The organism is Micromonospora rosaria (assembly GCF_001567585.1).
GTDB lineage: Bacteria > Actinomycetota > Actinomycetes > Mycobacteriales > Micromonosporaceae > Micromonospora > Micromonospora rosaria.
Genome location: NZ_LRQV01000004.1, coordinates 34,779 through 59,626 on the forward strand (window position 1 = coordinate 34,779; position 24,848 = coordinate 59,626).

19 protein-coding genes and 4 tRNA genes are annotated in these 24,848 nt (G+C 69.5%); 21 read left to right on the top strand and 2 right to left on the bottom strand.

Going from position 1 to position 24,848, the window contains the following annotated elements:
* Nucleotides 1-38: 38 nt before the first annotated feature.
* The 3 genes from htpX (at nucleotide 39) to AWW66_RS02105 (ending at nucleotide 2,994) form a co-directional block, all read left to right on the top strand.
* Nucleotides 39-914 carry a zinc metalloprotease HtpX gene (gene htpX / locus AWW66_RS02095; RefSeq protein ID WP_067359589.1) on the top strand — a complete coding sequence of 292 codons (876 nt, stop codon included), beginning with the start codon at nucleotides 39-41 and terminating at the stop codon, nucleotides 912-914.
* 154 nt (nucleotides 915-1,068) lie between these two features.
* Nucleotides 1,069-2,343, top strand: coding sequence for an MFS transporter (locus AWW66_RS02100; RefSeq protein ID WP_067359590.1), 1,275 nt, complete (start codon nucleotides 1,069-1,071; stop codon nucleotides 2,341-2,343).
* A gap of 69 nt (nucleotides 2,344-2,412) precedes the next feature.
* Nucleotides 2,413-2,994 (top strand): hypothetical protein, encoded by a 582-nt coding sequence (locus AWW66_RS02105; protein ID WP_067359591.1) that lies wholly within the window; start codon nucleotides 2,413-2,415, stop codon nucleotides 2,992-2,994.
* Nucleotides 2,995-3,116: 122 nt separating this feature from the next.
* Here the strand turns inward: AWW66_RS02105 and AWW66_RS02110 are convergent, their stop codons facing one another.
* A complete protein-coding gene (locus AWW66_RS02110; protein WP_067359592.1) occupies nucleotides 3,117-3,611 on the bottom strand; it encodes a YajQ family cyclic di-GMP-binding protein in 495 nt (164 codons plus the stop codon).
* A 149-nt stretch (nucleotides 3,612-3,760) separates the two neighbouring features.
* On the opposite strand from AWW66_RS02110, the gene AWW66_RS02115 reads away from it, so the two are divergent.
* A tRNA-Tyr gene (locus AWW66_RS02115) sits at nucleotides 3,761-3,844 on the top strand.
* A gap of 1,078 nt (nucleotides 3,845-4,922) precedes the next feature.
* The gene (locus tag AWW66_RS02120) at nucleotides 4,923-5,633 is read left to right on the top strand and encodes a hypothetical protein (protein WP_157527082.1); all 711 of its coding nucleotides are present in this window, start codon (nucleotides 4,923-4,925) and stop codon (nucleotides 5,631-5,633) included.
* Between the two features lie 144 nt (nucleotides 5,634-5,777).
* Here AWW66_RS02120 and AWW66_RS02125 read toward each other — a convergent pair whose 3' ends face one another.
* Nucleotides 5,778-6,317 (bottom strand): hypothetical protein, encoded by a 540-nt coding sequence (locus tag AWW66_RS02125; protein WP_067359594.1) that lies wholly within the window; start codon nucleotides 6,315-6,317, stop codon nucleotides 5,778-5,780.
* A gap of 208 nt (nucleotides 6,318-6,525) precedes the next feature.
* On the opposite strand from AWW66_RS02125, the gene AWW66_RS02130 reads away from it, so the two are divergent.
* The 16 genes from AWW66_RS02130 (at nucleotide 6,526) to AWW66_RS02205 (ending at nucleotide 24,826) form a co-directional block, all read left to right on the top strand.
* Nucleotides 6,526-7,017, top strand: coding sequence for a hypothetical protein (locus AWW66_RS02130; protein ID WP_157527084.1), 492 nt, complete (start codon nucleotides 6,526-6,528; stop codon nucleotides 7,015-7,017).
* Between the two features lie 898 nt (nucleotides 7,018-7,915).
* Nucleotides 7,916-10,444, top strand: coding sequence for a putative bifunctional diguanylate cyclase/phosphodiesterase (locus AWW66_RS02135; protein WP_067359596.1), 2,529 nt, complete (start codon nucleotides 7,916-7,918; stop codon nucleotides 10,442-10,444).
* Between the two features lie 397 nt (nucleotides 10,445-10,841).
* A tRNA-Thr gene (locus AWW66_RS02140) sits at nucleotides 10,842-10,914 on the top strand.
* A 26-nt stretch (nucleotides 10,915-10,940) separates the two neighbouring features.
* Nucleotides 10,941-11,013, top strand: a tRNA-Met gene (locus AWW66_RS02145).
* Between the two features lie 132 nt (nucleotides 11,014-11,145).
* Complete coding sequence (gene rpmG / locus AWW66_RS02150) at nucleotides 11,146-11,313, top strand: 50S ribosomal protein L33 (protein ID WP_046567246.1); 168 nt, start codon at nucleotides 11,146-11,148, stop codon at nucleotides 11,311-11,313.
* A gap of 208 nt (nucleotides 11,314-11,521) precedes the next feature.
* Nucleotides 11,522-11,968, top strand: a complete 447-nt coding sequence (locus tag AWW66_RS02155) for a MaoC family dehydratase N-terminal domain-containing protein (RefSeq protein ID WP_067359597.1) — start codon at nucleotides 11,522-11,524, stop codon at nucleotides 11,966-11,968.
* Between the two features lies 1 nt (nucleotide 11,969).
* Nucleotides 11,970-12,362 carry a MaoC family dehydratase gene (locus AWW66_RS02160; protein ID WP_067359598.1) on the top strand — a complete coding sequence of 131 codons (393 nt, stop codon included), beginning with the start codon at nucleotides 11,970-11,972 and terminating at the stop codon, nucleotides 12,360-12,362.
* A gap of 131 nt (nucleotides 12,363-12,493) precedes the next feature.
* Nucleotides 12,494-12,566, top strand: a tRNA-Trp gene (locus tag AWW66_RS02165).
* Nucleotides 12,567-12,776: 210 nt separating this feature from the next.
* Nucleotides 12,777-13,193 (top strand): preprotein translocase subunit SecE, encoded by a 417-nt coding sequence (gene secE / locus AWW66_RS02170; RefSeq protein WP_067359599.1) that lies wholly within the window; start codon nucleotides 12,777-12,779, stop codon nucleotides 13,191-13,193.
* 38 nt (nucleotides 13,194-13,231) lie between these two features.
* Nucleotides 13,232-13,954 (top strand): transcription termination/antitermination protein NusG, encoded by a 723-nt coding sequence (gene nusG, locus AWW66_RS02175; RefSeq protein WP_067359600.1) that lies wholly within the window; start codon nucleotides 13,232-13,234, stop codon nucleotides 13,952-13,954.
* Nucleotides 13,955-14,164: 210 nt separating this feature from the next.
* A complete protein-coding gene (gene rplK / locus AWW66_RS02180; RefSeq protein WP_067359601.1) occupies nucleotides 14,165-14,596 on the top strand; it encodes a 50S ribosomal protein L11 in 432 nt (143 codons plus the stop codon).
* An 82-nt stretch (nucleotides 14,597-14,678) separates the two neighbouring features.
* On the top strand, nucleotides 14,679-15,395 hold the full coding sequence (gene rplA, locus AWW66_RS02185; protein ID WP_067359602.1) for a 50S ribosomal protein L1: 717 nt from the start codon (nucleotides 14,679-14,681) through the stop codon (nucleotides 15,393-15,395).
* A 449-nt stretch (nucleotides 15,396-15,844) separates the two neighbouring features.
* Nucleotides 15,845-16,393, top strand: coding sequence for a 50S ribosomal protein L10 (gene rplJ, locus AWW66_RS02190; protein ID WP_067359603.1), 549 nt, complete (start codon nucleotides 15,845-15,847; stop codon nucleotides 16,391-16,393).
* A gap of 54 nt (nucleotides 16,394-16,447) precedes the next feature.
* Nucleotides 16,448-16,837 carry a 50S ribosomal protein L7/L12 gene (rplL, locus tag AWW66_RS02195; RefSeq protein WP_067359604.1) on the top strand — a complete coding sequence of 130 codons (390 nt, stop codon included), beginning with the start codon at nucleotides 16,448-16,450 and terminating at the stop codon, nucleotides 16,835-16,837.
* Between the two features lie 573 nt (nucleotides 16,838-17,410).
* The gene (gene rpoB / locus AWW66_RS02200) at nucleotides 17,411-20,851 is read left to right on the top strand and encodes a DNA-directed RNA polymerase subunit beta (protein ID WP_067359605.1); all 3,441 of its coding nucleotides are present in this window, start codon (nucleotides 17,411-17,413) and stop codon (nucleotides 20,849-20,851) included.
* 87 nt (nucleotides 20,852-20,938) lie between these two features.
* Nucleotides 20,939-24,826, top strand: coding sequence for a DNA-directed RNA polymerase subunit beta' (locus AWW66_RS02205; RefSeq protein WP_067359606.1), 3,888 nt, complete (start codon nucleotides 20,939-20,941; stop codon nucleotides 24,824-24,826).
* Nucleotides 24,827-24,848: the final 22 nt, after the last annotated feature.

Consider the following 24,848-nt stretch of genomic DNA (forward strand, 5'->3'; position numbering starts at 1 on the left):
GCGGATCGGCGTCCGGTCCGTGCACCGAAGGAGACAACGTGCACCACAACCGTCTGAAGACCGCCGCGCTGCTCGGGCTGCTCACGTCGCTGATCCTGGCGGTGGGCTACTGGTTCGGCGGCAGTGGCGGACTGGTCATCGCCGTCGTCGTGTCCCTGCTGATGAACGGCGTCAGCTACTTCTTCTCCGACAAGATCGCACTACGCTCGATGGGGGCGCAACCGGTCAGCGAGGCACAGTTCCCCGAGCTGTACCGGATGGTGCGGGAACTGGCCACCCAGGCCGACCAGCCGATGCCCCGGCTCTACGTGAGCCCCACCGCCCAGCCCAACGCGTTCGCCACCGGGCGGAACCCGCAGCACGCGGCGGTCTGCGTCACGCAGGGGATCACCCAGATCCTCGACTACCGTGAGTTGCGGGGCGTGATCGGGCACGAGCTGTCCCACGTCTACAACCGGGACATCCTGATCTCCAGCGTGGCCGCCGGCCTGGCCGGCATCATCACCATGCTGGCGAACCTGGCCCTGTTCATCCCGCTCGGCGGCCGGGACGAGAACGGTCCCAACCCGCTGGTGCTGCTGCTGACGATCATCCTGGGCCCGATCGCGGCCACGGTGATCCAGTTGGCGATCAGCCGGAGCCGGGAGTTCCAGGCGGACGCCTCCGGGGCCGAGCTGACCGGGGACCCGCTGGCCCTGGCCAGCGCCCTGCGCAAGATCCACCGGGGTACCCAGGCCCGGCCCCTGCCCGCCGAGGGACAGCTCACCAGCACCGCCCACCTGATGATCGACAACCCGTTCAAGAAGGGTGGCGGGGTGGCGGCCCTGTTCGCCACCCACCCGGCGATGGAGGAGCGGGTCCGCCGGCTGGAGCAGTTGGCCGCCAACAGCGGCCCGGTCCGCTTCCAGCGCTGACCCTCGACCCGTCCCGGTAACCCCACCCGCCACCCGCGTCCGGTCTCCACCGGGCGCGGGTGGCTCGGGTGTGAGGCAGAAAACCGTTTCCCCGCCGGAAGGTCGGCGTTAGGGTCGTACGGTCTTGCGCTCATTACACACAAGGGGGGCCGTCGTGGCCGCAGTCGGTCGCTACCTGGGCGTGTGGCGGATCCCCGGGGCACCCGTACTGCTGATCACCGGCATCATCGGCCGGCTCGGCATCGGCATGACGCCGCTGGCCCTGCTGCTCGTCGTGGAACAGGTCACCGGGCGGTACTCCCTCGCCGCCGTCGCCGGTGGGATCTACGCGCTCTCCGGTGCCGCGCTCAGCCCGGTCGCTGGCCGGGTCGCCGACCGGCTCGGCCCCACCCCGGTCCTGCTGGTCACCGCCGTCGCCCACCCGCTGGCCCTGGTCGCCCTGCTGCTGACCAGCCGCTCCGGGTCGGGCGCGCTGACCTCGATCTACCTGGCCTCGGCGGTGGCCGGGGCCACGTACCCGCCGCTCACCGCCGCCATCCGGGGCGCCTGGAACGACCTGACCGCCCCGACCACCGGCCGGTACCACCTGCGCAACACCGCCCTGGCCGCCGAGACCACCCTCTTCGAGGTGGTCTTCGTGCTCGGGCCGCTGCTCGTGGCGGCCTTCGTGCTCCTCGCCGACGCCTCCGCCGCACTGCTCGGCGCGGCCGTGGTCACCCTGGTCGGCACGAGCGTGGTGGCGCTCGGCCGGGTGATGCGCGGCTGGCGTCCGCACCCGCGCGAGCACCAGGCCCGAGGGCTCGGCCCGCTCGGCGTCCCGGGCTTCCCGGCGCTGCTGGTCTGCGTGGCCAGCCTCGGAGTCGCGTTCGGCGCGGCCGGGGTGACCGTCCCGGCGTACGCCACCGGGCACGCCGGGGGCGGGGACGCCGAAGGGCTGGCCGGGGTGCTGCTCGCCGTCTGGGGCGTGGGCAGCGCCGCCGGGGGCTTCTGGTTCGGCACCCGGGCGCCCGCCCGGAACATGACCCGCCAGTTCGCCTGGCTGCTCGCCGGGGTGGCCGGCTCCTTCGCCGTCTTCGCGGTGATGCCGGGCCCGGTCGCGCTGGGCGTGGCCCTGATCGTCGGGGGCGCGCTGATCGCCCCCGCGCTGACCCTGGAGAACACCCTGGTCGGCCGGATCACCCCGAACGGCATGCTCAACGAGGCGTACACCTGGGTGGTGACCATGTCGGTGGGGGCCAGCGCGGCCGGCGGCGCGATCGCCGGGATGATCGTCGACCACGCCGGCGGCGTGCCCGGCGCGTTCCTCTTCGCCGGGTCGGCGGTCGCCGTCGGGGCCCTGGTCGCCGCGCTGCCCGCCGGCCCCGTCGCCCGCGCCGAGTCCCGTTCCGCGGTACGCCCCGACGACGTCCTCGCCCCCGAGCCGGCCTGACCCGGGGCGGTCCGGCCGTCGTCCGGGGCTGCGGGCGGGGCGGATCCGTCGCCGTTACGCTCTCCGGACGTGGGCAGCAGCTACCAGACCATTCTCGCCGCCGGTGACCTCACCGACGTCCGCGCCGCGGTCACCGAGTCCGGTCAGCGGGCCGTGGTCGTCCCGGTCGGGGAGCGCCGCTGGGCGGTGGTACCGGCCCCGGCGGACGGCGGCTACGCGGAAACCGAGGAACTGGCCCGGCTGCTCAGCCGGCCGGCCGGTGCCGTGGCCGCCGCGTTCGACGTCTTCGACTCCGACGTGGTCGTGGCCCGACTGTTCCGGGACGGTCGTGGCTACCACGACTACCTCTCCGAACAGAGTCACCACGAGGAAGCCTGGGACGACGACGACAACGAGATCCTCTTCGACATGCTCGGCCGGCCGTACCCGCCGGGCGCCACCCTGCCCACCGGCCCCTACGGCGCCGACCCGGCCGCGTTCGTACCGCTGGGCGTCGCCCCGGTCGACGAGGTGACGCTGGAGGCGGCGCTCGCCGGCCCCGAACCGCTGGCCGAGGTGCAGCACCACCGGATCCTGCGGGCGCTGAACCTGCGGCCCGGACCGCTCGCCACGACCTACGACGAGGCGGTCGCCGCCGGTCTCGGCGTCTGATCCTCTTCGTCTGGTCCTGCCCGCTTCTGGTCCTGCCGGCGTCTGGCTCCGGACGTGGGCGAGCCCCACCGGGTGCCGGTGACCCGGTGGGGCTCAGCCGTGTGTCGGCGTCGCGGCGGGTGTCAGCGGTAGTTGGTGAACTGGAGGGCGATCCCGAAGTCCTCGGCCTTGAGCAGCGAGATGACGGCCTGGAGGTCGTCCTTCTTCTTGCCGGTCACCCGGAGCTGGTCGCCCTGGATCTGTGCCTGGACGCCCTTCGGCCCCTCGTCCCGGATCTTCTTGCTGATCGCCTTGGCCTTCTCCGACTCGATGCCCTGGACGACCTTGCAGTCGATCTTGAAGATCTTGCCGGACGGCCGGGGGTCCTCGGCGTCCAGCGACTTCAGCGAGATGTTCCGCTTGACCAGCTTCTCCTTGAACACGTCCAGGGCGGCCCGGACCCGCTCCTCGGTCTCCGCCTGGAGGCCGATCGTCTCCTCACCCGACCAGGTGATCTCGGCGCCTGTGCCCCGGAAGTCGAACCGCGTCGAGAGCTCCCGCTCCGCCTGACGGAGGGCGTTGTCGACCTCCTGCCGGTCGACCTTGCTCACGATGTCGAACGACGGGTTCGCTGCCATGCTCATGCTCCTGCTGTCTGGCGGTCTCGGTACGGACGGTCGCCCGCCGGCCGGCGGGCGGAACCCCCTGACCGTACCCGGTTGCGGTGGGCCCGGAGGGAACCGCTATCCTTGCATCCGCCGCCGCGCACCGCGCGACGGTACGCCCTGGCGGGTTGCCCGAGCGGCCAATGGGAGCGGACTGTAAATCCGTCGCGAAAGCTTCAGAGGTTCGAATCCTCTACCCGCCACCAGGTGCGAACACGGCCCCTGACCAGCAGAGATGCTGATCAGGGGCCGTTGTCGTTGATCTAGCCGGGTCCGGTTGAGTCCAGTCGATCACGACTGGCGGTGGGCAGGTCGATCTTGCCGGCTGGGCGGCCCGGTGACGGCTTTCGGGCCGGTGTTGGTAGGGCTGGCTGGGGTCGTGCGGGCCGGGCGGGCTGTGGGCGGCTGAGGAGCTGCGTCCGGTGCGACTCGGCTGCGGTAGGTAGGCCAGTGGCAAGCCAGTCCCGGTCCTGGACTAGTGCGGCAGCCGGAAGCCCTCGATCCGGGATCAGGTCGACCCGGTCGGCTTCCGTACCGCCTGGTGGTCGTCGAGGCTTCTGGTTAGCCGTACGGGCGGCGGCGGCCGGTGCTCACCGCCGGCCGGCTTCCCGCCCGCACCGCAACCAGGCATTCCTCCAGGTGGCCTCAAGGACTGGGGAAGATCCGAGACGCGTACCGTTCCGATCCCGCCCCGGCTCGTCGAGTTGCTCTGCGCGCACGTCGACAACCACGGCATCGGTCCGGATGGCCGGTTTTCCCGGGGCCTGCACGGCGATCCGCTCTCCGAATCGGTGTACGACCGCCGGTGGAAGCTCGCCTGCGAGAAGGTGCCGACCGAATCGCCGATTGCCTCCCGCTCGTCCGTCGCCCGTACGATCTTTGGCACGCGGCGGGCTCCCCCTGGCTGAACCGCCGGTGTCCTGCCGACCGAGGTCGCCCGCCGTCTGGGCCACGGCGTCGCCGTCCTTTTCCGCGTCTACGCCAACCACTTTGACGGGGGAGACGACGCCATGAACGACAAGATCAGTGACGCGCTCGGATCCTGGCAACGTCAGAGGCTGCGCAAGGCTTCTTGACCGCCTGCGAGACACTCGTAACCATGTGGCTGCGTGTAGTAGTTGGATTGGCGTCAGTCTGTGCAGGTCAAGCGGGCGGTGTGCGTTGATCGTAGGGGCCGCCACGCGGAAAGGGGTGCCGTTGACGCCTCGTCCCCCGGGTCTGCTGAGTCCTCGTCGACGTTCGACACGCGATCGTGCTGTATGGGTAGCCCTCGCTTTTCTGTGCATGGCGCTCACCGGCTGTGATCCAGAGACCTCCGGCAAGGTCCGTTACAAGCCTGCGATGCTGCCGGTGGCCTTGACGGTCGGGCCAGATGGTGTGGCGGTCGAGGGTGATACAGGTGTCGTCACCCCTATCGGTGAGTTTTCGATCGGCGCCCAGTACTCCCTGCCGTCGCGGAGTAAGGATGAAATATATGTCCTGCTTCGTGACCAAAAGAAGGGAAAGTCCGGTTTCGACAAGGTTTTCAGGGTTCGCGCGGTCGGCGATCAGCTTACGGTGGTCGTCAACGGAAGCAGCACGATTCAGGTGAAAGACGGGCAGGTCCTGATCGACGTCACCGACGGTGCGGTCAAAAAAGTTCAGTTCAAGCGGGTAGGTCAAGCGGCGGTCAAGGAGGGTGGTGACTCGTACTGGTCCAAGGTGGGCGCAAAATGGGACAAGGGCTGGGACTCCTCCCTGTATAAGCCCTTCGTGTTTACGCGCTGGGCCTACGACGACTCGACCATTGGCAAGTGGTGCGGACTGGGCTTCGTCTGGTTCCTGGTGCGCTTGGCGCTTACGATCGTGCTGCTGTTCGTCGACCTGGCGCTGACATCGATCTTCCTGGTCGCTCAGGTCGCCTACCTGTTCTGGGCCGGCACCGGTCGGAACATCGTCTGGGGAGTCGCCACCCTGGCGGTGATCATCTCGGGGTGCCGCTTGATGTTCTACTAACCCGCACACCTCGGACGTGGGCAGATGGTGGGACGTGCGGTGACTGGTGGCCGTTGCCATCGAGCCGGCCGCGTCCGGCTGAGTTCAGCCAATCACGTACTGGTCGTGGGCAGGTTTGCACGGCAGGCTCTCCACATCAGTCTGTCACCCCTCGGATAAGGGCCGTGGTTCAGTCTTTTCGATTGTCGGAGGGTCACCGGTCAGCCGCCGTGCCTCGGCGATGACGTCGTCGTCGACATCCTCGGCCATCGTGCTGGGGTATCGATTCCCGTCGTAGACCGCATCAACGTAGTGATAGGCGTTGTCGAGGGCGATCAGGTCGGCCGCCAGGGGAGTGCCATCCCAGGTGGTGGACCAGTACGCCCAGGAGGTGAGGTCGCGAGGCGTGATGCTCTGTGCGAGCAGTCGACGGGCCATGATCCGGAGCGCTTCCTCTTCGCCCTCTCGGCTGCCCTCCCGGTAATAGGTCAGCGAGAGTTCCGTGAGGGCGACGTCGAGCCAACGCCGCAGGTCGTCACTCTCGCTGCCTTTCGTCGGCGAGATGCCGGCGACGATCCGGAGCGTGGGGCTGTCCACGTCTGCGGTGAGGCAGTCGCAGGCGGCCCCGATCACGTCCGCCGCCGTGCTCGGGTTGGTGCTCCACAGGGCCGCAGCGTCCTGGAGGCGAGCGAGGGCATCGTGCACCGGTACATGGTCCGCCAGGGAGCCTTCGTTGTCGCTGACATATTCAACCGGGGCAGAGTGGCCTGGGCGCCTTTCCGGCGGCCCCGTCCACACCAATCGGGCGACCGGCGTGCGCGACGACACCGTGGAGTCGACGAGGCTGTTCTTTCGACGTGTTCGCTGAGATCTCGGCATTCGGATGGTGCCTGGCATCGATACGCTCGCGGTCATGAGCCGACACGGACCACGGTGGCACCGCAGCGGACCGGCGAACCCGCGTTGCCGCCGGGTCGGTCTGGTGCTGGCGGTCACCGCGCTCACCCTCGTCGGCTGCGCCGACGGGATCGACCGGGGCCGGCGGGACGCCAGGGACGCGGCGCTGGCGGATGCGCAGCGGTACGTCCGGGACGCCGAGGTCGCCGCGATCAGCCGCGGTGACCTCGGCGACGGATCCGTCCGCTACCTGCGCGGGCGGCTGGCGGAGGCGGGCGCGCAGGTGCTCGGTTCGGGGAGTGTCCCGGGCATGGCCGAGGCGGGGCCGGTGGTCGGTTGGGTCGACGCCGCGCTCACCCGTAGCTCCACCAACACCGTGTGGGCGGAGGGGGCGACGGTGACGACCTGCGTCCGCTTCGAGGTGTCCTGGTCCGACCGTGCCGGCGCCCGGTACGTCTACCACGTCAAGGACTGTCCGGCGGACCTGTCACCGGCGGCGACCCCATAGCCCGCGACCGGTACCCGGCCCGCCCGGCGCGGCTGGTCCGGCCACCCGACCGGTCGTGACACCGTCGAGCCGGGCTGCGGCGCACTGGGCTTCGGCGGTCGGCTGGGGCCGCCTTGCTTCCCGGCCCGCGTCACCCCGCTCACCAGGGAGTGGGCTATTCGGACAAGCGCGCTGTGCGGTGGCCGAACCGGTTGCGGGGCGGCCGTACCCTTTGGGCGGTTGTGGGCCCGGGGGGTGGGCTCGGGTGGGGCCCCGGGGTCTCCGGGCTGGCCGGGTGCCGGCGGTTGCTGGCTGCGGCTTCCGGCGATCCGGACGGACGCCGAGGCGCAGTTGCGCATAATGCGCATTGCGGTCGAATGGCCGCTGTTATCAATGATGCGACAGCCGGCGGTGAAGGTACCCCAGAACAGCGTCCAATGTGGTGCAAGTGCAGCTGCAGATGCGAACGCAGGTGCAGATGCAGGGGTTCGGTGATCCGCGCGGTTCGAGGGTGAGGTCGCAATTTGCAGCTTCTGTAGCAGCCGACGGACCTGCGGTGACAGGCATCTGGGCCGGAGAGGTGGTCACGGGCGTCGAACGGATGAATTAGTCAGCCGGGGCCCTGGGGAGCGGTCCTCTCCGCTTTTACGCCTGCATGCCGTGTGGCACCATCGTGGAACCTCCGCCTTCTCTGACGGACTCGTGACAGGAGCGAACATGTCTGGTCGAAGGTTGGGCCGTATCATCGGCTCCCTCCTCGCTCTTGCTGCCCTGGGGGTCCTCTCGGGCGCAGTGATGGAAACCCAGAACAGCGTCGAGTGGCACATGCCGTCACCGCATGTGACCGTTCGATACCCTGTCGGTCAGGTCGGCTCAGGCCGGCTGACTGGATCCCACGGTGAGCGTCAGAGGGGGCGGGATGGCTGAGCGCCGGCCCCGTTCGCGTCGGTCGATCGAGAACGCCTGGTTGGTCACCGGCCCCCTCGCGCTCATCGCGGTCTTCTGCTCGTCCGTCCTGGCCCTGGTCGCCCGACCGGTGGTTGGGGAGTGGTTGACCACCCTGGGAATGCTGGCGGTGATGGTCGCCGCCGCGATGCCCACCATCAACATCGTCGTCCGGCGGCAGGCCCTCGGCCTGCTGCTGGCCGAGATACCCCTGGTGGTGGCCTTCTACCTGCTGCCACCGCTGTCGGTGGTGCTGGCCTACACGGTCGCCACGCTGATCGTGCAGATCCGGCGCAAGCTCGCCCCGGTCAAGTTCTGGTTCAACATCGTCCTCGCGGCGGCCGGGACGTCGTTGGCCGAGACGGTCCTGCTGGCCCTGCCCGAGCCGGACGGGGTCGGCCCGGCGACGTGGGGCACCCTCTTCCTCGCCACCAGCGTGCACACGCTGGTCACCCAGGCGGCCGTGGTCGCCGTGATCGCCGTGGTGCAGGGGTGGCAGGCCGGTCGGCAGCTCATCCGGAGCTCGCCGCCGATCCTGCTGGCCGGGATCATCAACGTGGTGATCGGGCTGCTCATCCTGATCACGCTGGTCACCAACCCGTGGAGCATCGTCCTGCTCGCGGCGTTCGCGCTGGCCCTCGTCCTGGTGTACCGCTCGTACACCCAGTTCCTGCGCCAGCACCGGACGCTGGCCGACCTGTACCAGCTCACCCGGGCGATGACCGAGAGCGGGCACGACGGCACCCTGGTCGACGCCCTGCTCGGCCGGGTCCGGGGCCTGATGCAGGCGGAGTACGCCACCCTCTGGCTCCCGGCGCAGGGACGCCACCCAGAGTTCCTGCTGACCGCCCGGGAGGACGACACCGGCCTGCTGGACGTCGCCGTCACGCCGGCGGAGTTGCGGGAACGGGCGCTGCGCGAGGCGCGGATGGTCGCCGTGGGCGCCCGGCTGCGCGGCGAGCCCGACCTGCGGGCCTGCCTGCGGGCCGAACGGGTCAAGGACGTCATCATCCTGCCGCTGCGCTCCGGTCAGGTGGTCATCGGCACCCTGGAGGTGGCCAACCGGCTGGGCGACCCGAACCACTTCACCGCCGACGACATCCCCGTCTTCGAGACGGTGGCGGCGCACGCGGCGGTGGCGCTGGAGAACTCCCGGCTGGTCGACCGGCTGCGGCACGACGCGTACCACGACGCGTTGACCAAGCTGCCCAACCGGCGTCGGATCACCGCCGCGCTGGACGAGGCGGTGAAGATCCGGGCGCCCGGCGAGGTGGTCGCCGTGCTGCTCTTCGACGTGGACGGGCTGCGGCAGGTCAACGAGACGCTCGGGCACGCCGCCGGGGACAAGGTCCTCGCCGAGGTCGCCGACCGGCTGCGGTCCTGCGCGCCGTCGGCCGCCCTGGTCGGCCGGGCCGGTGGCGACGAGTTCGTGGTCACCCTGCGCTTGGAGAACGTCGAGGCGGCCGTCGAACTGGCCGGCACGTTGCGCGAGCAGATCCGCGACGAGATGGTCTTCGACCCGCTGACCCTCGACGTCGACACCGCGGTCGGGGTCGCGGTGCACCCGGACCACGGCAGCGACGCGGCGACCCTGCTGCAACGGGTGGACCTGGCCGCGATGGCGGCCAAGTCCGTACCGGGCAACGTCCAGGTGTTCAGCCCGGCGCTGGAGTCGCCGTCGCTGCACCGGCTCGGCCTCGCCGGCGACCTGCGACGCGCACTCGACGAGGGTGAGGTGCAGGTCTACTTCCAGCCGAAGGTCACCCTGCGGGACCGCCGGCTGGTCGGTGTGGAGTGCCTGGCCCGCTGGGAGCACCAGACGCACGGGGCGGTGGCGCCGGAGGACTTCGTCGCGGTGGCCGAGCACACCGGACAGCTCGGCCGGCTGACCGAGCTGGTGCTGCGGGAGGGGCTGCGGCGCAGCCGGGACTGGTCGCACGCCGAGCAGCCCCTCGCCGTCTCGGTCAACCTCGCCGCCCGGACGCTCACCGACCGCGACTTCCCCGAGCGGGTACGCGAACTGCTCACCGAGTACGGCGTGCCGCCGCACCGGCTCACCTTCGAGATCCGGGAGTCCGGGGTGCTCGACGGGACCGACCGGCCGATCCCGACCCTGCGGCGGCTGCGGGACCTCGGCGTACGGCTCTCGCTCGACGACTTCGGCACCGGCGCGACCTCCCTGGCGTACCTGCGGCGGCTGCCGGTGCACGAGGTGAAGGTGGACCGGGCGTTCGTCCAGGGGATGGCGACCGATCCCGGCGACCTGGCCATCGTGAACGCGGTGGTGACCCTCTCCCAGCAGTTCGGCCTCACGGTGGTGGCCGAGGGGGTGGAGAGCGAGCTGACCCTGGAACTGCTCCAGGACATCGGCTGCGAGATCGGCCAGGGCTTCCTGTTCAGCCGCCCGCTGCCGTACGAGCGGTTGGCGGCCTGGTTCAGCGCCCAGGCCGAGCCGGACGCGGTGGGCATCCTGGACCTGCCCCGCCTCCGGGCCGTGACCTGATCCACGGCTGACCCCGCCCGGCGCTCCTGCTGCCCCCTTCCGGCTCCGGGGCGCCTGTCGCCACCTCCCCGGCCTTCCGACGTCCCCGGCGCGAGCCGCTGGCCGGCCGGTCCGGGTGCCCCTGGCTCGCCTCGGCCTCTCTCGTGCTGCCGTGGCCGCTTGTCGGCCGGGCCGATGCTTCCTGGGCCGCTGTCGGCCGGGAGGTGCGGCCTGTGCCGGCTCCGACCGGGTGCGCCCGGGGGTGCCTCCGACCGCCCTCAGCGCCCTTCCGGGTGCCGCTGCGACTGCGCTGACCTGCGGGGACGCGCCCGGCGGCGGTGAGCGGGGGATCCGATTTCACCTCCGGGTCCGGGCCGTGTACTCTTACCCGTGCGCGCCCCCCGGGGAGATCGCGCAGGCCCCCTTAGCTCAGTCGGCAGAGCGTCTCCATGGTAAGGAGAAGGTCTACGGTTCGATTCCGTAAGGGGGCTCAACGGGTCCGGCTGGACCCACCCGCGGCGGTGTAGCTCAGATGGCAGAGCAAGCGGCTCATAATCGCTGTGTCGCCGGTTCAAGTCCGGCCACCGCTACTTTCGGCCTCTGGGTACGTTCCCGGTGGTCGTTGGGACGGGCGCCACAGGCGCCCGCTTTGCGTGTCCGCGTCGTCAACGCGTACGCTGATGCGCTGTAGTTGTGTCCGTTAGCGAGGAAGGCACTCCGCCGTGGCGAAGGCGACCGATGTCCGGCCGAAGATCACTTTGGCGTGTGTGGAGTGCAAGGAGCGCAACTACATCACGCGCAAGAACCGCCGTAACGACCCGGACCGCATCGAGCTGAAGAAGTTCTGCCCCCGGGACGGCAAGCACACGCTGCACCGCGAGACCCGCTGAGTCTGCGCCGGCCCGAGCCGGCGACCCTCGAACGCCGATCCGGAACGGACGCGCGGCACCGCCGCACGTCCGACCCGGGTCGGCGTTTCGTGTTCCCGGCCACCGGCCACCGGCCACCGGCCACCGCCAGCGGCGGTCGGCGTGGCGACCGGCCGGCGGGCCCGGTCACGGGTGCGGAGGCGTGTCGGGCCCGTTGTAGGTTCTCGGCATGCCCATGGACCCGTCCTTCGTCGGCCGGACATACCCGCCGACCGCCCCCTACCAGGTGGGCCGAGAAAAGATCCGCGAGTTCGCCACGGCGATCGGCGCCGCCGACCCGGCCCACCACGACCCGGATGCCGCCCGCGCGCTGGGCCACCCCGACGTGGTGGCCCCGCCGACCTTTCCCGTGGTGGTCTCCGAGCGGGCCAGCCAGCGGGTCTTCACCGACCCGGAGCTGGGCGTCGACTTCAGCCGGGTGGTCCACGGCGACCAGCGGTTCGCCTACGTCCGCCCGGTGGTCGCCGGGGACGAACTGGTCTGCCACCTCACCATCGAGGAGATCACCCAGCGCGGCGGGCACGACTTCCTGACCACCCGTACCGAGGTCGTCACGACGGCCGGCGAGCCGGTGGTCACCATGTGGTCCAAGATCGTCGTACGCGGGGAGGGCTGAGATGGAGCTGCCGGTCAGGACGTACCGGGTGACGCGGGCGGACCTGGTCCGCTACGCGGGCGCGTCGGGCGACTTCAACCCGATCCACTGGAACGACCGGGTGGCCACCTCGGTCGGCCTGCCGGGGGTGATCGCCCACGGGATGTTCACCATGGCGCTGGTCGGCCGGGCGCTGACGGAGTGGGCCGGCACCGCCGACGCGGTGGTCGAGTACGGGGTCCGCTTCGCCCGGCCGGTCGTGGTCCCGAACGACGACGAGGGCACCGAGATCGAGGTGTCGGCGAAGGTCCGGGAGGTCACCGAGGATGGTCTCACCAGGCTCGATGTGACCGCCGTCTGCCAGGGGGAGAAGGTCCTCTCGCAGGCGCGGGCGACGGTGCGGACGCGCGGCTGAGGCGGCTTCGCCACGCGTGTGGGGGAGACCGGTTGGGAAAGTCGTGCTGGTACCCGTACACTGGTCCGCCGTGGGGCATGTGACCCCCGCACGGTCCTGCACGACCGGGTGGGGTGCGCGTTGCCGCACATAGGGGTGTAGCTCAATTGGCAGAGCAGCGGTCTCCAAAACCGCAGGCTGCAGGTTCAAGTCCTGTCACCCCTGCGCCTCAGGCCTGACCGTTCCGTGGGTCGCGCCGCCCTCCAGCGGCGTCCGGCCCGTGGTGGTGGTATCGGCGGGTGGCTCCGAGGCGTCGGGGCCCTTCCGGTCGGTCCGCCGGCCGCGGCCCGTCGCGGGACGGTTGGTCCGGCCGGCGTGACCAGCGCCGCGTACGCCACCCGGCGTACGACCCGATTTCCCGCGACGGAGGGCGAAGTGGCCGATAACAAGCGGCGCGGCGAGGACGCCGGCGACGACCGTCTGAACGAGAACGACGACGTCGTCGACGAGACCGCCGGCGACGATGTGGCCGATGCCGACGCCACCGGCGCGGACGAGCCGGTATCGCGCGGCGGCACCGCGACCCGGTCGAAGGCCGCCAAGGCCGAGTCGGCGGACAGCAAGCCGAAGACCAAGGCGGACAGTGGCCGGGTGGGCCTCTTCGGCCGGGTGGCGCGGTTCTTCCGCGAGGTCGTGGCCGAATTGCGTAAGGTCATCTGGCCGACCCGCAAGGAGCTGCTGACCTACACCGCCGTGGTGGTCGTGTTCGTCACGGTGATGCTGACGATCGTGGCCGGGCTCGACTTCGCCTTCGCGAAGGGCGTGCTGTGGGTCTTCGGCAACCCCAGCTGACCGGCTGACTGAGCCGATAGTGACGGAAGTGAGCGAGCGTGCCTGAGTACGACGAGACCGCCGGAACCACGGACGACCAGTCCACGGTGGCGACGGCGGCCAGTGACGAGTCGGTCGGGGCCGCCAGCGAGCCGGAATTCCCGACCACCGAGCCCGAGCCGGCCGAGGACTACGACCCGGTCGCCGAGCTGCGGCAGAAGCTGCGGTACGCGCCGGGCGACTGGTACGTGGTCCACTCGTACGCCGGTTACGAGAACAAGGTCAAGACCAACCTCGAGACCCGGATCACGTCCCTCGACATGGAGGACTACATCTACCAGGTCGAGGTGCCGACCCGGGAAGAGGTCGAGGTCAAGAACGGCAAGCGGTCCCAGGTCCAGGCCAAGGTCTTCCCGGGCTACATCCTGGTCCGGATGGAGTTGACCGCCGAGTCGTACTCCTGCGTGCGCAACACCCCCGGGGTCACCGGCTTCGTGGGGGCGACCGACCGGGCCGACCGCCCGGCGCCGCTCTCCCTCGACGAGGTGCTCAAGTGGCTGGCCCCGGCGGTCGAGACCGAGCAGAAGAAGGCCAAGCCCGAGGTCAAGGTCCTGGACTTCGAGGTCGGTGACTCGGTCACCGTCACCGACGGCGCGTTCGCCTCGCTGCCGGCCACGATCAGCGAGATCAACGCCGACCAGCAGAAGCTGAAGGTGCTGGTGTCGATCTTCGGCCGGGAGACCCCGGTCGAGCTGAACTTCAACCAGGTCACCAAGATCTGACCGATCGCCGGCGGCGGGCAGCCGCCGCCGGCGGCAGGTGGTTCTCGACCCCCGACGGGCCGCTCCCGGCGGGGGTCGTCGTCCCCGCCGGACCTCTTCCGGAGGGGCCGGGGTGGCTGCGCTACCCTAGAACGTCGCCGTCGTCGCACCGCGCTGACCGTGCGCGCCCGAGGCCGGCGCCTTTCCCAGTTCCAAGCCCCAGGAAGAGACATGCCTCCGAAGAAGAAGCTCGTCAAGACGTTCACGCTTCAGCTCCCGGCGGGCCAGGCCACCCCGGCGCCGCCGGTCGGCCCCGCGCTCGGCCAGCACGGCGTGAACATCATGGAGTTCTGCAAGTCCTACAACGCGCAGACCGAGTCGCAGCGGGGCGACATCGTCCCCGCCGAGATCAGCGTGTACGAGGACCGCTCCTTCACCTTCGTGCTGAAGACCCCGCCCGCCGCCCGGCTGCTGATCAAGGCCGCCGGTGTGCAGAAGGGCTCGGGCGTCCCGCACAAGGAGAAGGTCGGCTCGGTGACCCGCGCCCAGCTCCGGGAGATCGCCGAGAAGAAGATGGCGGACCTCAACGCCAACGACATCGAGCAGGCCGAGAAGATCATCGCCGGCACCGCCCGGTCGATGGGCCTCAACGTCGCCGACTGACGTCGGTCACCTTCCGACCAGACCCGATCGTGGGAGGGCGCGCGGTCGCGCGGCCCGCCAGAGACCACAGGAGTAACCAGAGATGCAGCGCAGCAAGGCGTACCGCAAGGCGGCCGAGGTCATCGACCGCTCGAAGCTCTACACCCCGGCCGAGGCGGTCAAGCTCGCCAAGGAGACCACCAACACCAAGTTCGACGCCACGGTCGAGGTTGCCATGCGCCTCGGCGTCGACCCCCGCAAGGCGGACCAGATGGTCCGGGGCACGGTCAACCTGCCGCACGGCACCGGCAAGACCGCCCGCGTGATCGTCTTCGCCGCCGGCGCGAAGGCCGAGGAGGCCGTCGCGGCGGGCGCGGACGAGGTGGGCACCGACGAGCTGGTTGCCCGGATCCAGGGCGGTTGGCTGGACTTCGACGCCGCCATCGCCACCCCGGACCAGATGGCCAAGATCGGTCGGATCGCGCGGATCCTGGGCCCGCGCGGCCTGATGCCGAACCCGAAGACCGGCACGGTGACCATGGACGTCACCAAGGCGGTCACGGACATCAAGGGCGGCAAGATCGCCTTCCGGGTGGACAAGCACTCCAACCTGCACCTGATCATCGGCAAGGCGTCCTTCTCGGCGAGCCAGCTCGTCGACAACTACGCCGCGGTCCTCGACGAGGTGCTGCGGGCCAAGCCGTCCGCGGCGAAGGGCAAGTACCTCAAGAAGGTCACCCTGACCACCACCATGGGCCCGGGTGTCCCGGTCGACCCCAACGTGGTGAAGAACCTCCAGGAGTCCGGCGCCGAGGGCTGAGCAGCAGTCGACCCGACGGGCCCCGCCACGACCTGGCGGGGCCCGTCGCGCCGTTCCGGGCCGGTGGTGTTGCCTCCGGTCCCGTGGCGCCGTTCCCGGCCTGTCGGCGCTGTTCCCGGCTTGGCAGGGCGGGGGAGTGACCCGGGGCACGTGGGGGCGATTTGGTGTCCACCGGATACGTCACGTAACCTGACGGAGTTGTTCCACCCAGAGACCGCTGGTCGCCGTGCCTCGGCACGGTCGAAGGTCCCGCGATGACGGGCGGCCCGCGCAGGGCGGTAAGCGAAACTTCGGTGTGTCCCGTGGTCCGCCGACCACGACGATCTGCCGTCTCTCGCCCCGTGCGCCCTGCGCCGGGGCTTTTCGTTTGTCGTGATGCCTCCGCCGCCGTCCCAGGGCCCACCGGCCCGACGACGGCGACCAGCTCCGAGTAACGAGAGAGGAGGGACATGGCGGACAAGCCGATCCGGGCCGACAAGGCCACGGCCGTCGCCGAGCTGACCGAGAGCTTCCGCACCGCGGGGGCGACCGTGCTCACCGAGTACCGTGGTCTGACGGTCTCCCAGCTCACCCAGCTGCGGCGCTCGCTCGGCAAGGAGACTTCCTACACGGTCGCGAAGAACACGCTGGCCAAGCGTGCCGCGACCGACGCGGGCATCTCCGGCCTCGACGAGCTGTTCACCGGTCCTACCGCGCTGACTTTCGTTTCGGGCGACGTCGTCGAGGCGGCGAAGGGCCTTCGCGACTTCGCGAAGGCCAACCCGAAGCTCGTCATCAAGGGCGGTGTCTTCGAGGGCAAGGCCATCACCGCGGCCGAGGTCACGAAGCTCGCCGACCTGGAGTCCCGCGAGGTGCTGCTGGCCAAGCTGGCCGGCGCGATGAAGGGCAACCTGAGCAAGGCCGCGGCCCTGTTCCAGGCTCCGCTCTCCAAGGCCGCCCGCGCGGCGGCTGCCCTGGCGGACAAGAAGCGCGAGCAGGAGGGCGCCGAGGCGGCCTGAGGCCGCACGGCGCACCCACGTTCTTAGTAAACCTTTCAGGAAAGGACGCCAGACATGGCGAAGCTCAGCACCGACGAGCTGCTCGACGCGTTCAAGGAGATGACGCTGATCGAGCTCTCCGAGTTCGTGAAGCAGTTCGAGGAGACCTTCGAGGTCACCGCCGCGGCCCCGGTCGCCGTGGCCGCCGCCGGTGGTGCCGGTGGTGCCGCCGCCGCTCCGGCCGAGGAGGAGAAGGACGAGTTCGACGTCGTCCTCGAGGCTGACGGTGGCAAGAAGATCCAGGTCATCAAGGTCGTGCGTGAGCTGACCGGCCTGGGCCTCAAGGAGGCCAAGGACGCGGTCGAGTCCGCGCCGAAGGCGATCCTGGAGAAGGTCAACAAGGAGACCGCCGAGAAGGCCAAGGCCAAGCTCGAGGGCGAGGGCGCCAAGGTCACCCTCAAGTGACCTGAGGCTCCACCAGGCGGGTGTCCGGCTCAGTGAGCCGGCGCACACACCGCGTCGCGACGGGCGGCGATCCGGCTACGGGTCGCCGCCCGCCGTCGTTGGTGGGCCCCCAGTCGGACCAGCGTGACCAGGGCGTCCGGTGCCGGGGTGGGGTAACCTGACGGCTACCGACGGGGCGGGCGCGGATGCAAAGAAGTTCTCACCCGTAGGGTCGGCCCTTGACGCGACACCGACCCGACAGGCACGCTGACACACAGCAAGACCTTCCGCGCTTGCAACGGCCACCACTCGGGTAATGGCAGCGGTAGCACCGCCGCAGGACCTGAGCGGCCCGGCAGGAACGACGCGTTCCGAGCGGCCCGGAGAGACCCGGTTCCAGGGTCCCGAGGCGCGTTCCGCGACGACCTGCGGGGTGGGCTGGACAGCGGTTAGCCTTTCGGCTACACTGCTAGTTTGCGCTGCCTTCCGACTTGACCCCTGTTCGGAATGTCCGATTATGGATAATTCTGACGGGGCCATTGGAGTGCACGCGTACCAGCCGTTCTGCAGCACCGGTCCTCGGAAGGACGCATCTTGGCAGCTTCCCGCCCTGCGAAGACCAGTCGTACGTCGAGCGCTTTCGCGCCCCGCCGAGTCTCTTTCGGCAGGATCACCGAACACCTCGAGGTCCCCAACCTCCTCGCCATCCAGAACGAGTCCTTCGACTGGCTGGTCGGTAACGAGGCTTGGCAGGGCCGGTCGGCGGACGACCCGCACGCACGTTCTGGTCTCGCGGAGATCCTCGACGAGATCAGTCCCATTGAGGACTTCTCCGGCACCATGTCGCTCTCCTTCTCGGCGCCGCGCTTCGACGAGGTGAAGGCCTCGATCGAGGAGTGCAAGGAGAAGGATCTGACCTACTGCGCTCCGCTCTTCGTGACGGCGGAGTTCACCAACAACACCACCGGCGAGATCAAGAGCCAGACGGTGTTCATGGGTGACTTCCCGATGATGACGCCGAAGGGCACCTTCATCATCAACGGCACCGAGCGGGTCGTGGTCAGCCAGCTCGTCCGCTCCCCGGGCGTCTACTTCGACAAGCAGCCGGACAAGACCTCCGACCGCGACCTCTCCAGCGTCAAGGTCATCCCGAGCCGGGGTGCCTGGCTGGAGTTCGACATCGACAAGCGCGACACCGTCGGCGTCCGGATCGACCGTAAGCGGCGTCAGGCCGTCACCGTGCTGCTCAAGGCCATCGGGTGGTCGGCGGAGCAGATCCGCGAGAAGTTCGGCTGGTCCGAGCTGATGATGACCACGCTCGAGAAGGACCACATCGCCGGGCAGGACGAGGCGCTGCTCGACATCTACCGCAAGCTGCGCCCCGGCGAGCCGCCGACCCGCGAGAACGCCCAGACCCTGCTCGACAACCTCTTCTTCAACCCGAAGCGGTACGACGTCGCCAAGGTCGGTCGGTACAAGTTCAACAAGAAGCTCGAAGTGGGCGTGCCGATCACCACCGGCACCCTGACCGAGGACGACATCGTCGCCACCGTGGAGTACCTCTGCCGGCTGCACGCCGGTGAGGACGGCTACGAGGCCGACGACATCGACCACTTCGGCAACCGGCGCCTGCGGACCGTGGGCGAGCTGATCCAGAACCAGGTCCGGGTCGGCCTCTCCCGCATGGAGCGGGTCGTCCGCGAGCGGATGACCACCCAGGACGTCGAGGCGATCACGCCGCAGACCCTGATCAACATCCGCCCGGTGGTGGCGGCGATCCGGGAGTTCTTCGGCACCTCGCAGCTCTCCCAGTTCATGGACCAGACCAACCCGCTGGCGGGCCTGACCCACCGGCGCCGGCTGAGCGCGCTCGGCCCGGGTGGTCTGTCCCGGGAGCGCGCCGGCTTCGAGGTCCGTGACGTGCACCCGTCCCACTACGGCCGGATGTGCCCGATCGAGACGCCGGAAGGCCCGAACATCGGTTTGATCGGCGCGCTCTCCACCTTCGCCCGGGTCAACCCGTTCGGCTTCATCGAGACGCCGTACCGGAAGGTCGTCGACGGTCGGGTCACCGACCAGATCGACTACCTGACCGCGGACGAGGAGGACCGGTTCGTCAAGGCGCAGGCCAACGCCCCGCTGCGGGCCGACGGCACGTTCGCCGAGGACCGGGTCCTGGTCCGCCGGAAGGGCGGCGAGACCGAGGACGTCGCGCCGGGCGCGGTGGACTACATGGACGTGTCGCCGCGGCAGATGACCTCGGTCGCCACCGCGATGATCCCGTTCCTGGAGCACGACGACGCCAACCGCGCCCTGATGGGCGCGAACATGCAGCGCCAGGCGGTGCCGCTGGTCAAGGCCGAGTCGCCGCTGGTCGGTACGGGCATGGAGTACCGTGCCGCGGTCGACGCCGGTGACGTGGTGGTCGCCGAGGTCGGTGGGGTGATCGAGGACCTCTGCGCCGACTACATCACCATCCACCAGGACGACGGCCACCGCCGGACGTACCTGCTGCACAAGTTCCGCCGCTCCAACGCCGGCTCCTGCGTCAACCAGAAGCCGGTGGTCTTCGAGGGTGACCGGGTCGAGGCCGGCCAGGTCATCGCCGACGGTCCGTGCACCGACGACGGTGAGATGGCGCTCGGGCGCAACCTGCTCGTGGCGTTCATGACCTGGGAGGGCCACAACTACGAGGACGCGATCATCCTGTCGCAGCGCCTCGTGCAGCAGGACGTGCTCACCTCGATCCACATCGAGGAGCACGAGGTCGACGCCCGGGACACCAAGCTCGGCCCGGAGGAGATCACCCGCGACATCCCGAACGTCAGCGAGGAGATGCTCGCCGACCTCGACGAGCGCGGCATCATCCGGATCGGCGCCGAGGTCGTCCCCGGCGACATCCTGGTCGGCAAGGTCACCCCGAAGGGTGAGACCGAGCTGACCCCGGAGGAGCGGCTGCTCCGCGCGATCTTCGGTGAGAAGGCGCGTGAGGTCCGGGACACCTCGCTGAAGGTGCCGCACGGTGAGACCGGCACGGTCATCGGCGTGCGGACCTTCTCCCGGGAGGACGGCGACGAGCTGCCGCCGGGCGTCAACGAGCTGGTCCGGGTCTACGTCGCCCAGAAGCGGAAGATCCAGGACGGCGACAAGCTCGCCGGCCGGCACGGCAACAAGGGCGTCATCTCCAAGATCCTGCCGGTCGAGGATATGCCGTTCCTGGAGGACGGCACCCCGGTCGACATCGTGCTGAACCCGCTCGGTGTGCCCTCCCGGATGAACATCGGCCAGGTCCTGGAGACCCACCTCGGGTGGGTGGCCAAGACCGGCTGGAGCGTGGAGGGCGACGACGCGGAGTGGAAGCGTCAGCTCCGCTCGATCGACGCGCACGAGTCCGAGCCGGACACCAACGTGGCCACCCCGGTCTTCGACGGTGCCCGCGAGGAGGAGATCTCCGGTCTGCTCGCGTCGACCCTGCCCAACCGGGACGGCAAGCAGCTCATCGGCTCCAGCGGCAAGGCCCGGCTCTTCGACGGCCGCTCCGGCGAGCCGCTGCCGGACCCGATCGCGGTCGGTTACATCTACATCCTGAAGCTCAACCACCTGGTCGACGACAAGATCCACGCCCGGTCGACCGGTCCGTACTCGATGATCACGCAGCAGCCGCTGGGTGGTAAGGCGCAGTTCGGTGGCCAGCGCTTCGGTGAGATGGAGTGCTGGGCCATGCAGGCGTACGGTGCCGCGTACGCGCTGCAGGAACTGCTCACCATCAAGTCCGACGACGTCCTCGGCCGGGTGAAGGTCTACGAGGCCATCGTCAAGGGCGAGAACATTCCGGAGCCGGGCATCCCGGAGTCGTTCAAGGTGCTGCTCAAGGAGCTCCAGTCGCTCTGCCTCAACGTCGAAGTGCTCTCCAGTGACGGTGTCGCCCTGGAGATGCGCGAGACCGACGACGAGGTGTTCCGGGCGGCGGAGGAGCTCGGCATCGACCTCTCCCGCCGCCCCAACGAGGGTGTGAGCAGCGTCGACGAAGTCTGATCCGGGCCGGGTGCGGCGGCGGAACCGCCGCCGCACCCGCTCCGCCGAACCACTCAACCGAGCTGACTTGATGTGAGGGATAACCAAGTGCTCGACGTCAACTTCTTCGACGAGCTCCGGATCGGGCTCGCCACCGCCGACGACATCCGTCAGTGGTCGCACGGCGAGGTCAAGAAGCCTGAGACGATCAACTACCGCACCCTCAAGCCGGAAAAGGACGGGCTCTTCTGCGAGAAGATCTTCGGTCCGCAGCGGGACTGGGAGTGCTACTGCGGCAAGTACAAGCGGGTCCGGTTCAAGGGCATCATCTGTGAGCGCTGTGGCGTCGAGGTGACCCGCTCCAAGGTCCGGCGTGAGCGGATGGGGCACATCGAGCTCGCGGCTCCGGTCACTCACATCTGGTACTTCAAGGGCGTCCCGAGCCGGCTCGGCTACCTGCTCGACCTGGCCCCCAAGGACCTCGAAAAGATCATCTACTTCGCCTCGTACGTCGTGACGAGCGTGGACGCCGAGGCGCGTCACCGTGACCTCTCGACGATCGAGAACGAGATCCTCGCCGAGAAGCGCCAGTCGGAGAACAGCCGCGACTCGGAGATCGAGAAGCGGGCCGCCAAGCTCGAGGCCGACCTGGCCGAGCTGGAGGCCGAGGGTGCCAAGGCGGACGTGCGGCGCAAGGTCAAGGAGGGCGGAGAGCGCGAGATGCGCCAGATCCGCGACCGGGCCCAGCGCGAGATCGACCGTCTCGACGAGGTGCTGGACACCTTCCGCAAGCTGGACTCCAAGCAGCTCGTCACCGACGAACTGCTCTACCGGGAGCTGCGCGACCGGTTCGGCGAGTACTTCACCGGCGGGATGGGTGCCGAGGCGATCAAGGCGCTGGTCCAGAACATGGACCTGGACGCCGAGGCGGAGAACCTGCGGGAGACCATCCGGACCGGCAAGGGGCAGCGGAAGATCCGCGCGCTCAAGCGGCTCAAGGTCGTCGCGGCGTTCCTGAACACCCGCAACTCGCCGCTCGGCATGGTGCTGGACTGCGTCCCGGTCATCCCGCCGGACCTGCGGCCGATGGTGCAGCTCGACGGTGGCCGCTTCGCCACCTCGGACCTGAACGACCTGTACCGCCGGGTGATCAACCGGAACAACCGGCTCAAGCGGCTGATCGACCTCGGGGCTCCCGAGATCATCGTCAACAACGAGAAGCGGATGCTCCAGGAGGCCGTCGACGCGCTGTTCGACAACGGCCGTCGGGGTCGCCCGGTCACCGGTCCCGGTAACCGGCCGCTGAAGTCGCTCTCCGACATGCTCAAGGGCAAGCAGGGCCGGTTCCGGCAGAACCTGCTCGGCAAGCGCGTCGACTACTCCGGCCGTTCGGTCATCGTGGTCGGCCCGAAGCTGAAGCTGCACCAGTGCGGCCTGCCCAAGCAGATGGCGCTGGAGCTGTTCAAGCCGTTCGTGATGAAGCGGCTGGTGGACCTCAACCACGCCCAGAACATCAAGTCCGCCAAGCGGATGGTCGAGCGGCAGCGGCCGGTCGTGTGGGACGTGCTGGAAGAGGTCATCGGCGAGCACCCGGTCCTGCTGAACCGGGCGCCCACCCTGCACCGGCTGGGCATCCAGGCCTTCGAGCCGCAGCTCGTCGAGGGCAAGGCGATCCAGATCCACCCGCTGGTCTGCACCGCGTTCAACGCCGACTTCGACGGTGACCAGATGGCGGTGCACGTGCCGCTGTCCGCCGAGGCCCAGGCCGAGGCGCGGATCCTGATGCTGTCGTCGAACAACATCCTCAAGCCGGCCGACGGCAAGCCGGTCACCATGCCCACCCAGGACATGGTCATCGGCCTGTACCACCTCACCCACCGCACCGAGGGCGAGCGGGGCGAGGGCCGGGCGTTCAGCTCGGACGCCGAGGCTCGGATGGCGTTCGACAACGGTGAACTGCACCTCCAGGCACCGGTGCGGATCCGCCTGCGCGGGCTGGTCGGGGTCGACAACGGCGCCGGCGCCGAGCCGTGGGTCGCGCCGGAGGAGTGGGTCGAGGGTGAGCCGCTCACCGTCGAGACCACCCTGGGCCGGGTGCTGTTCAACGAGACGCTGCCGCAGGGCTACCGCTTCGTGAACTACGAGATCCGCAAGGGTCAGCTCTCCGCGATCGTCAACGACCTCGCCGAGCGCTTCCCGAAGGTGGCCCTGGCGGCCACCCTGGACGGCCTCAAGGAGGCCGGCTTCCACTGGGCCACCTGGTCCGGCGTCACCATCGGTATGGAGGACGTCATCGCTCCGCCGCGCAAGCGGGAGATCCTGGAGCGGTACGAGAAGGAGGCCGACCGGATCGACAAGCAGTACCAGCGTGGTCTGATGACCGCCGAGGAGCGTCGCGGCGAGCTCATCGAGATCTGGACCAAGGCGACCAACGAGGTCGCCAAGGAGATGGACACCGCGCTGCCGCAGGAGAACCCGCTGTGGAAGATGATCAACTCGGGTGCCCGCGGTAACCTGCTCCAGCTCCGGCAGATCGCCGCGATCCGTGGTCTGGTGGCCAACCCCAAGGGTGAGATCATCCCGCGTCCGATCAAGGCGTCGTACCGGGAGGGCCTGTCCGTCCTGGAGTACTTCATCTCCACCCACGGCGCCCGTAAGGGTCTCGCGGACACCGCGCTGCGGACCGCCGACTCGGGTTACCTGACCCGGCGTCTGGTGGACGTGTCGCAGGACGTCATCATCCGCGAGGAGGACTGCGGCACCGACCGGGCGATCCCGATGCAGGTGGGTCAGCGCCTGGACGGCAAGCTGGTGGTGCACGAGCACGCCGAGACCAGCGTGCACGCCCGTACCCTGGCCGACGACATCAAGGGGCCGGACGGCACCGTCGTCGCCGAGCGGGGCATGGACATCAACTCGATCCTGGTGGACGCGATCGTGGGCGCCGGGGCGGAGACGATCCGGGTCCGCAGCGTGCTCACCTGCGAGTCGAAGCTCGGGGTCTGCGGTGCCTGCTACGGCCGGTCGCTGCCGACCGGCAAGACCGTGGACGTCGGCGAGGCGGTCGGCATCATCGCCGCCCAGTCGATCGGTGAGCCGGGTACCCAGCTCACGATGCGTACCTTCCACACCGGTGGTGTCGCGGGTGAGGACATCACCCAGGGTCTGCCGCGTGTGCAGGAGATCTTCGAGGCCCGGATCCCGAAGGGCAAGGCGCCCATCGCCGACACCCCGGGTCGGGTCCGGATCGAGGACGCCGAGCGGTCCCGGAAGATCATCGTGGTGCCGGACGACGGCAGCGACGAGATCGTCTACGACAAGATCTCCAAGCGGGTCCGGCTGCGGACCCACGACGGGGACCACGTCGAGGTCGGCGAGAAGCTCACCGAGGGCACCATCGACCCGCACGAGCTGCTGCGCATCCTCGGCCCGCGCGCGGTCCAGGTCCACCTGACCCAGGAGGTCCAGGAGGTCTACCGCTCGCAGGGTGTGCTCATCCACGACAAGCACATCGAGATCATCATCCGCCAGATGCTCAAGCGGGTGACGGTCATCGACTCCGGCTCGACCGAGTTCCTGCCGGGTGTGCTGGTCGACCGGGCGCTGTTCGAGTCGGAGAACCGCCGGCTCGTCGGGGAGGGCGGGGAGCCCGCCGCCGGTCGTCCGGTGCTGATGGGTATCACCAAGGCCTCGCTGGCCACCGACTCCTGGCTGTCGGCGGCCTCCTTCCAGGAGACCACCCGGGTGCTGACGGACGCGGCGATCCACGCCCGCAGCGACTCGCTGATCGGCCTGAAGGAGAACGTGATCATCGGTAAGCTCATCCCGGCCGGTACGGGCATCAGCAAGTACCGCAACGTCCGGGTCGAGCCGACCGAGGAGGCGAAGGCCAAGGTCTACTCGATGACCGGGTACCCGGAGACCGACTACGGCTTCGGGCCGGCCAGCGGGCAGGCCGTGCCGCTGGACGACTTCGACTTCGGGTCGTACCGCTGATCGGCTGACGCGTGACGAGGCC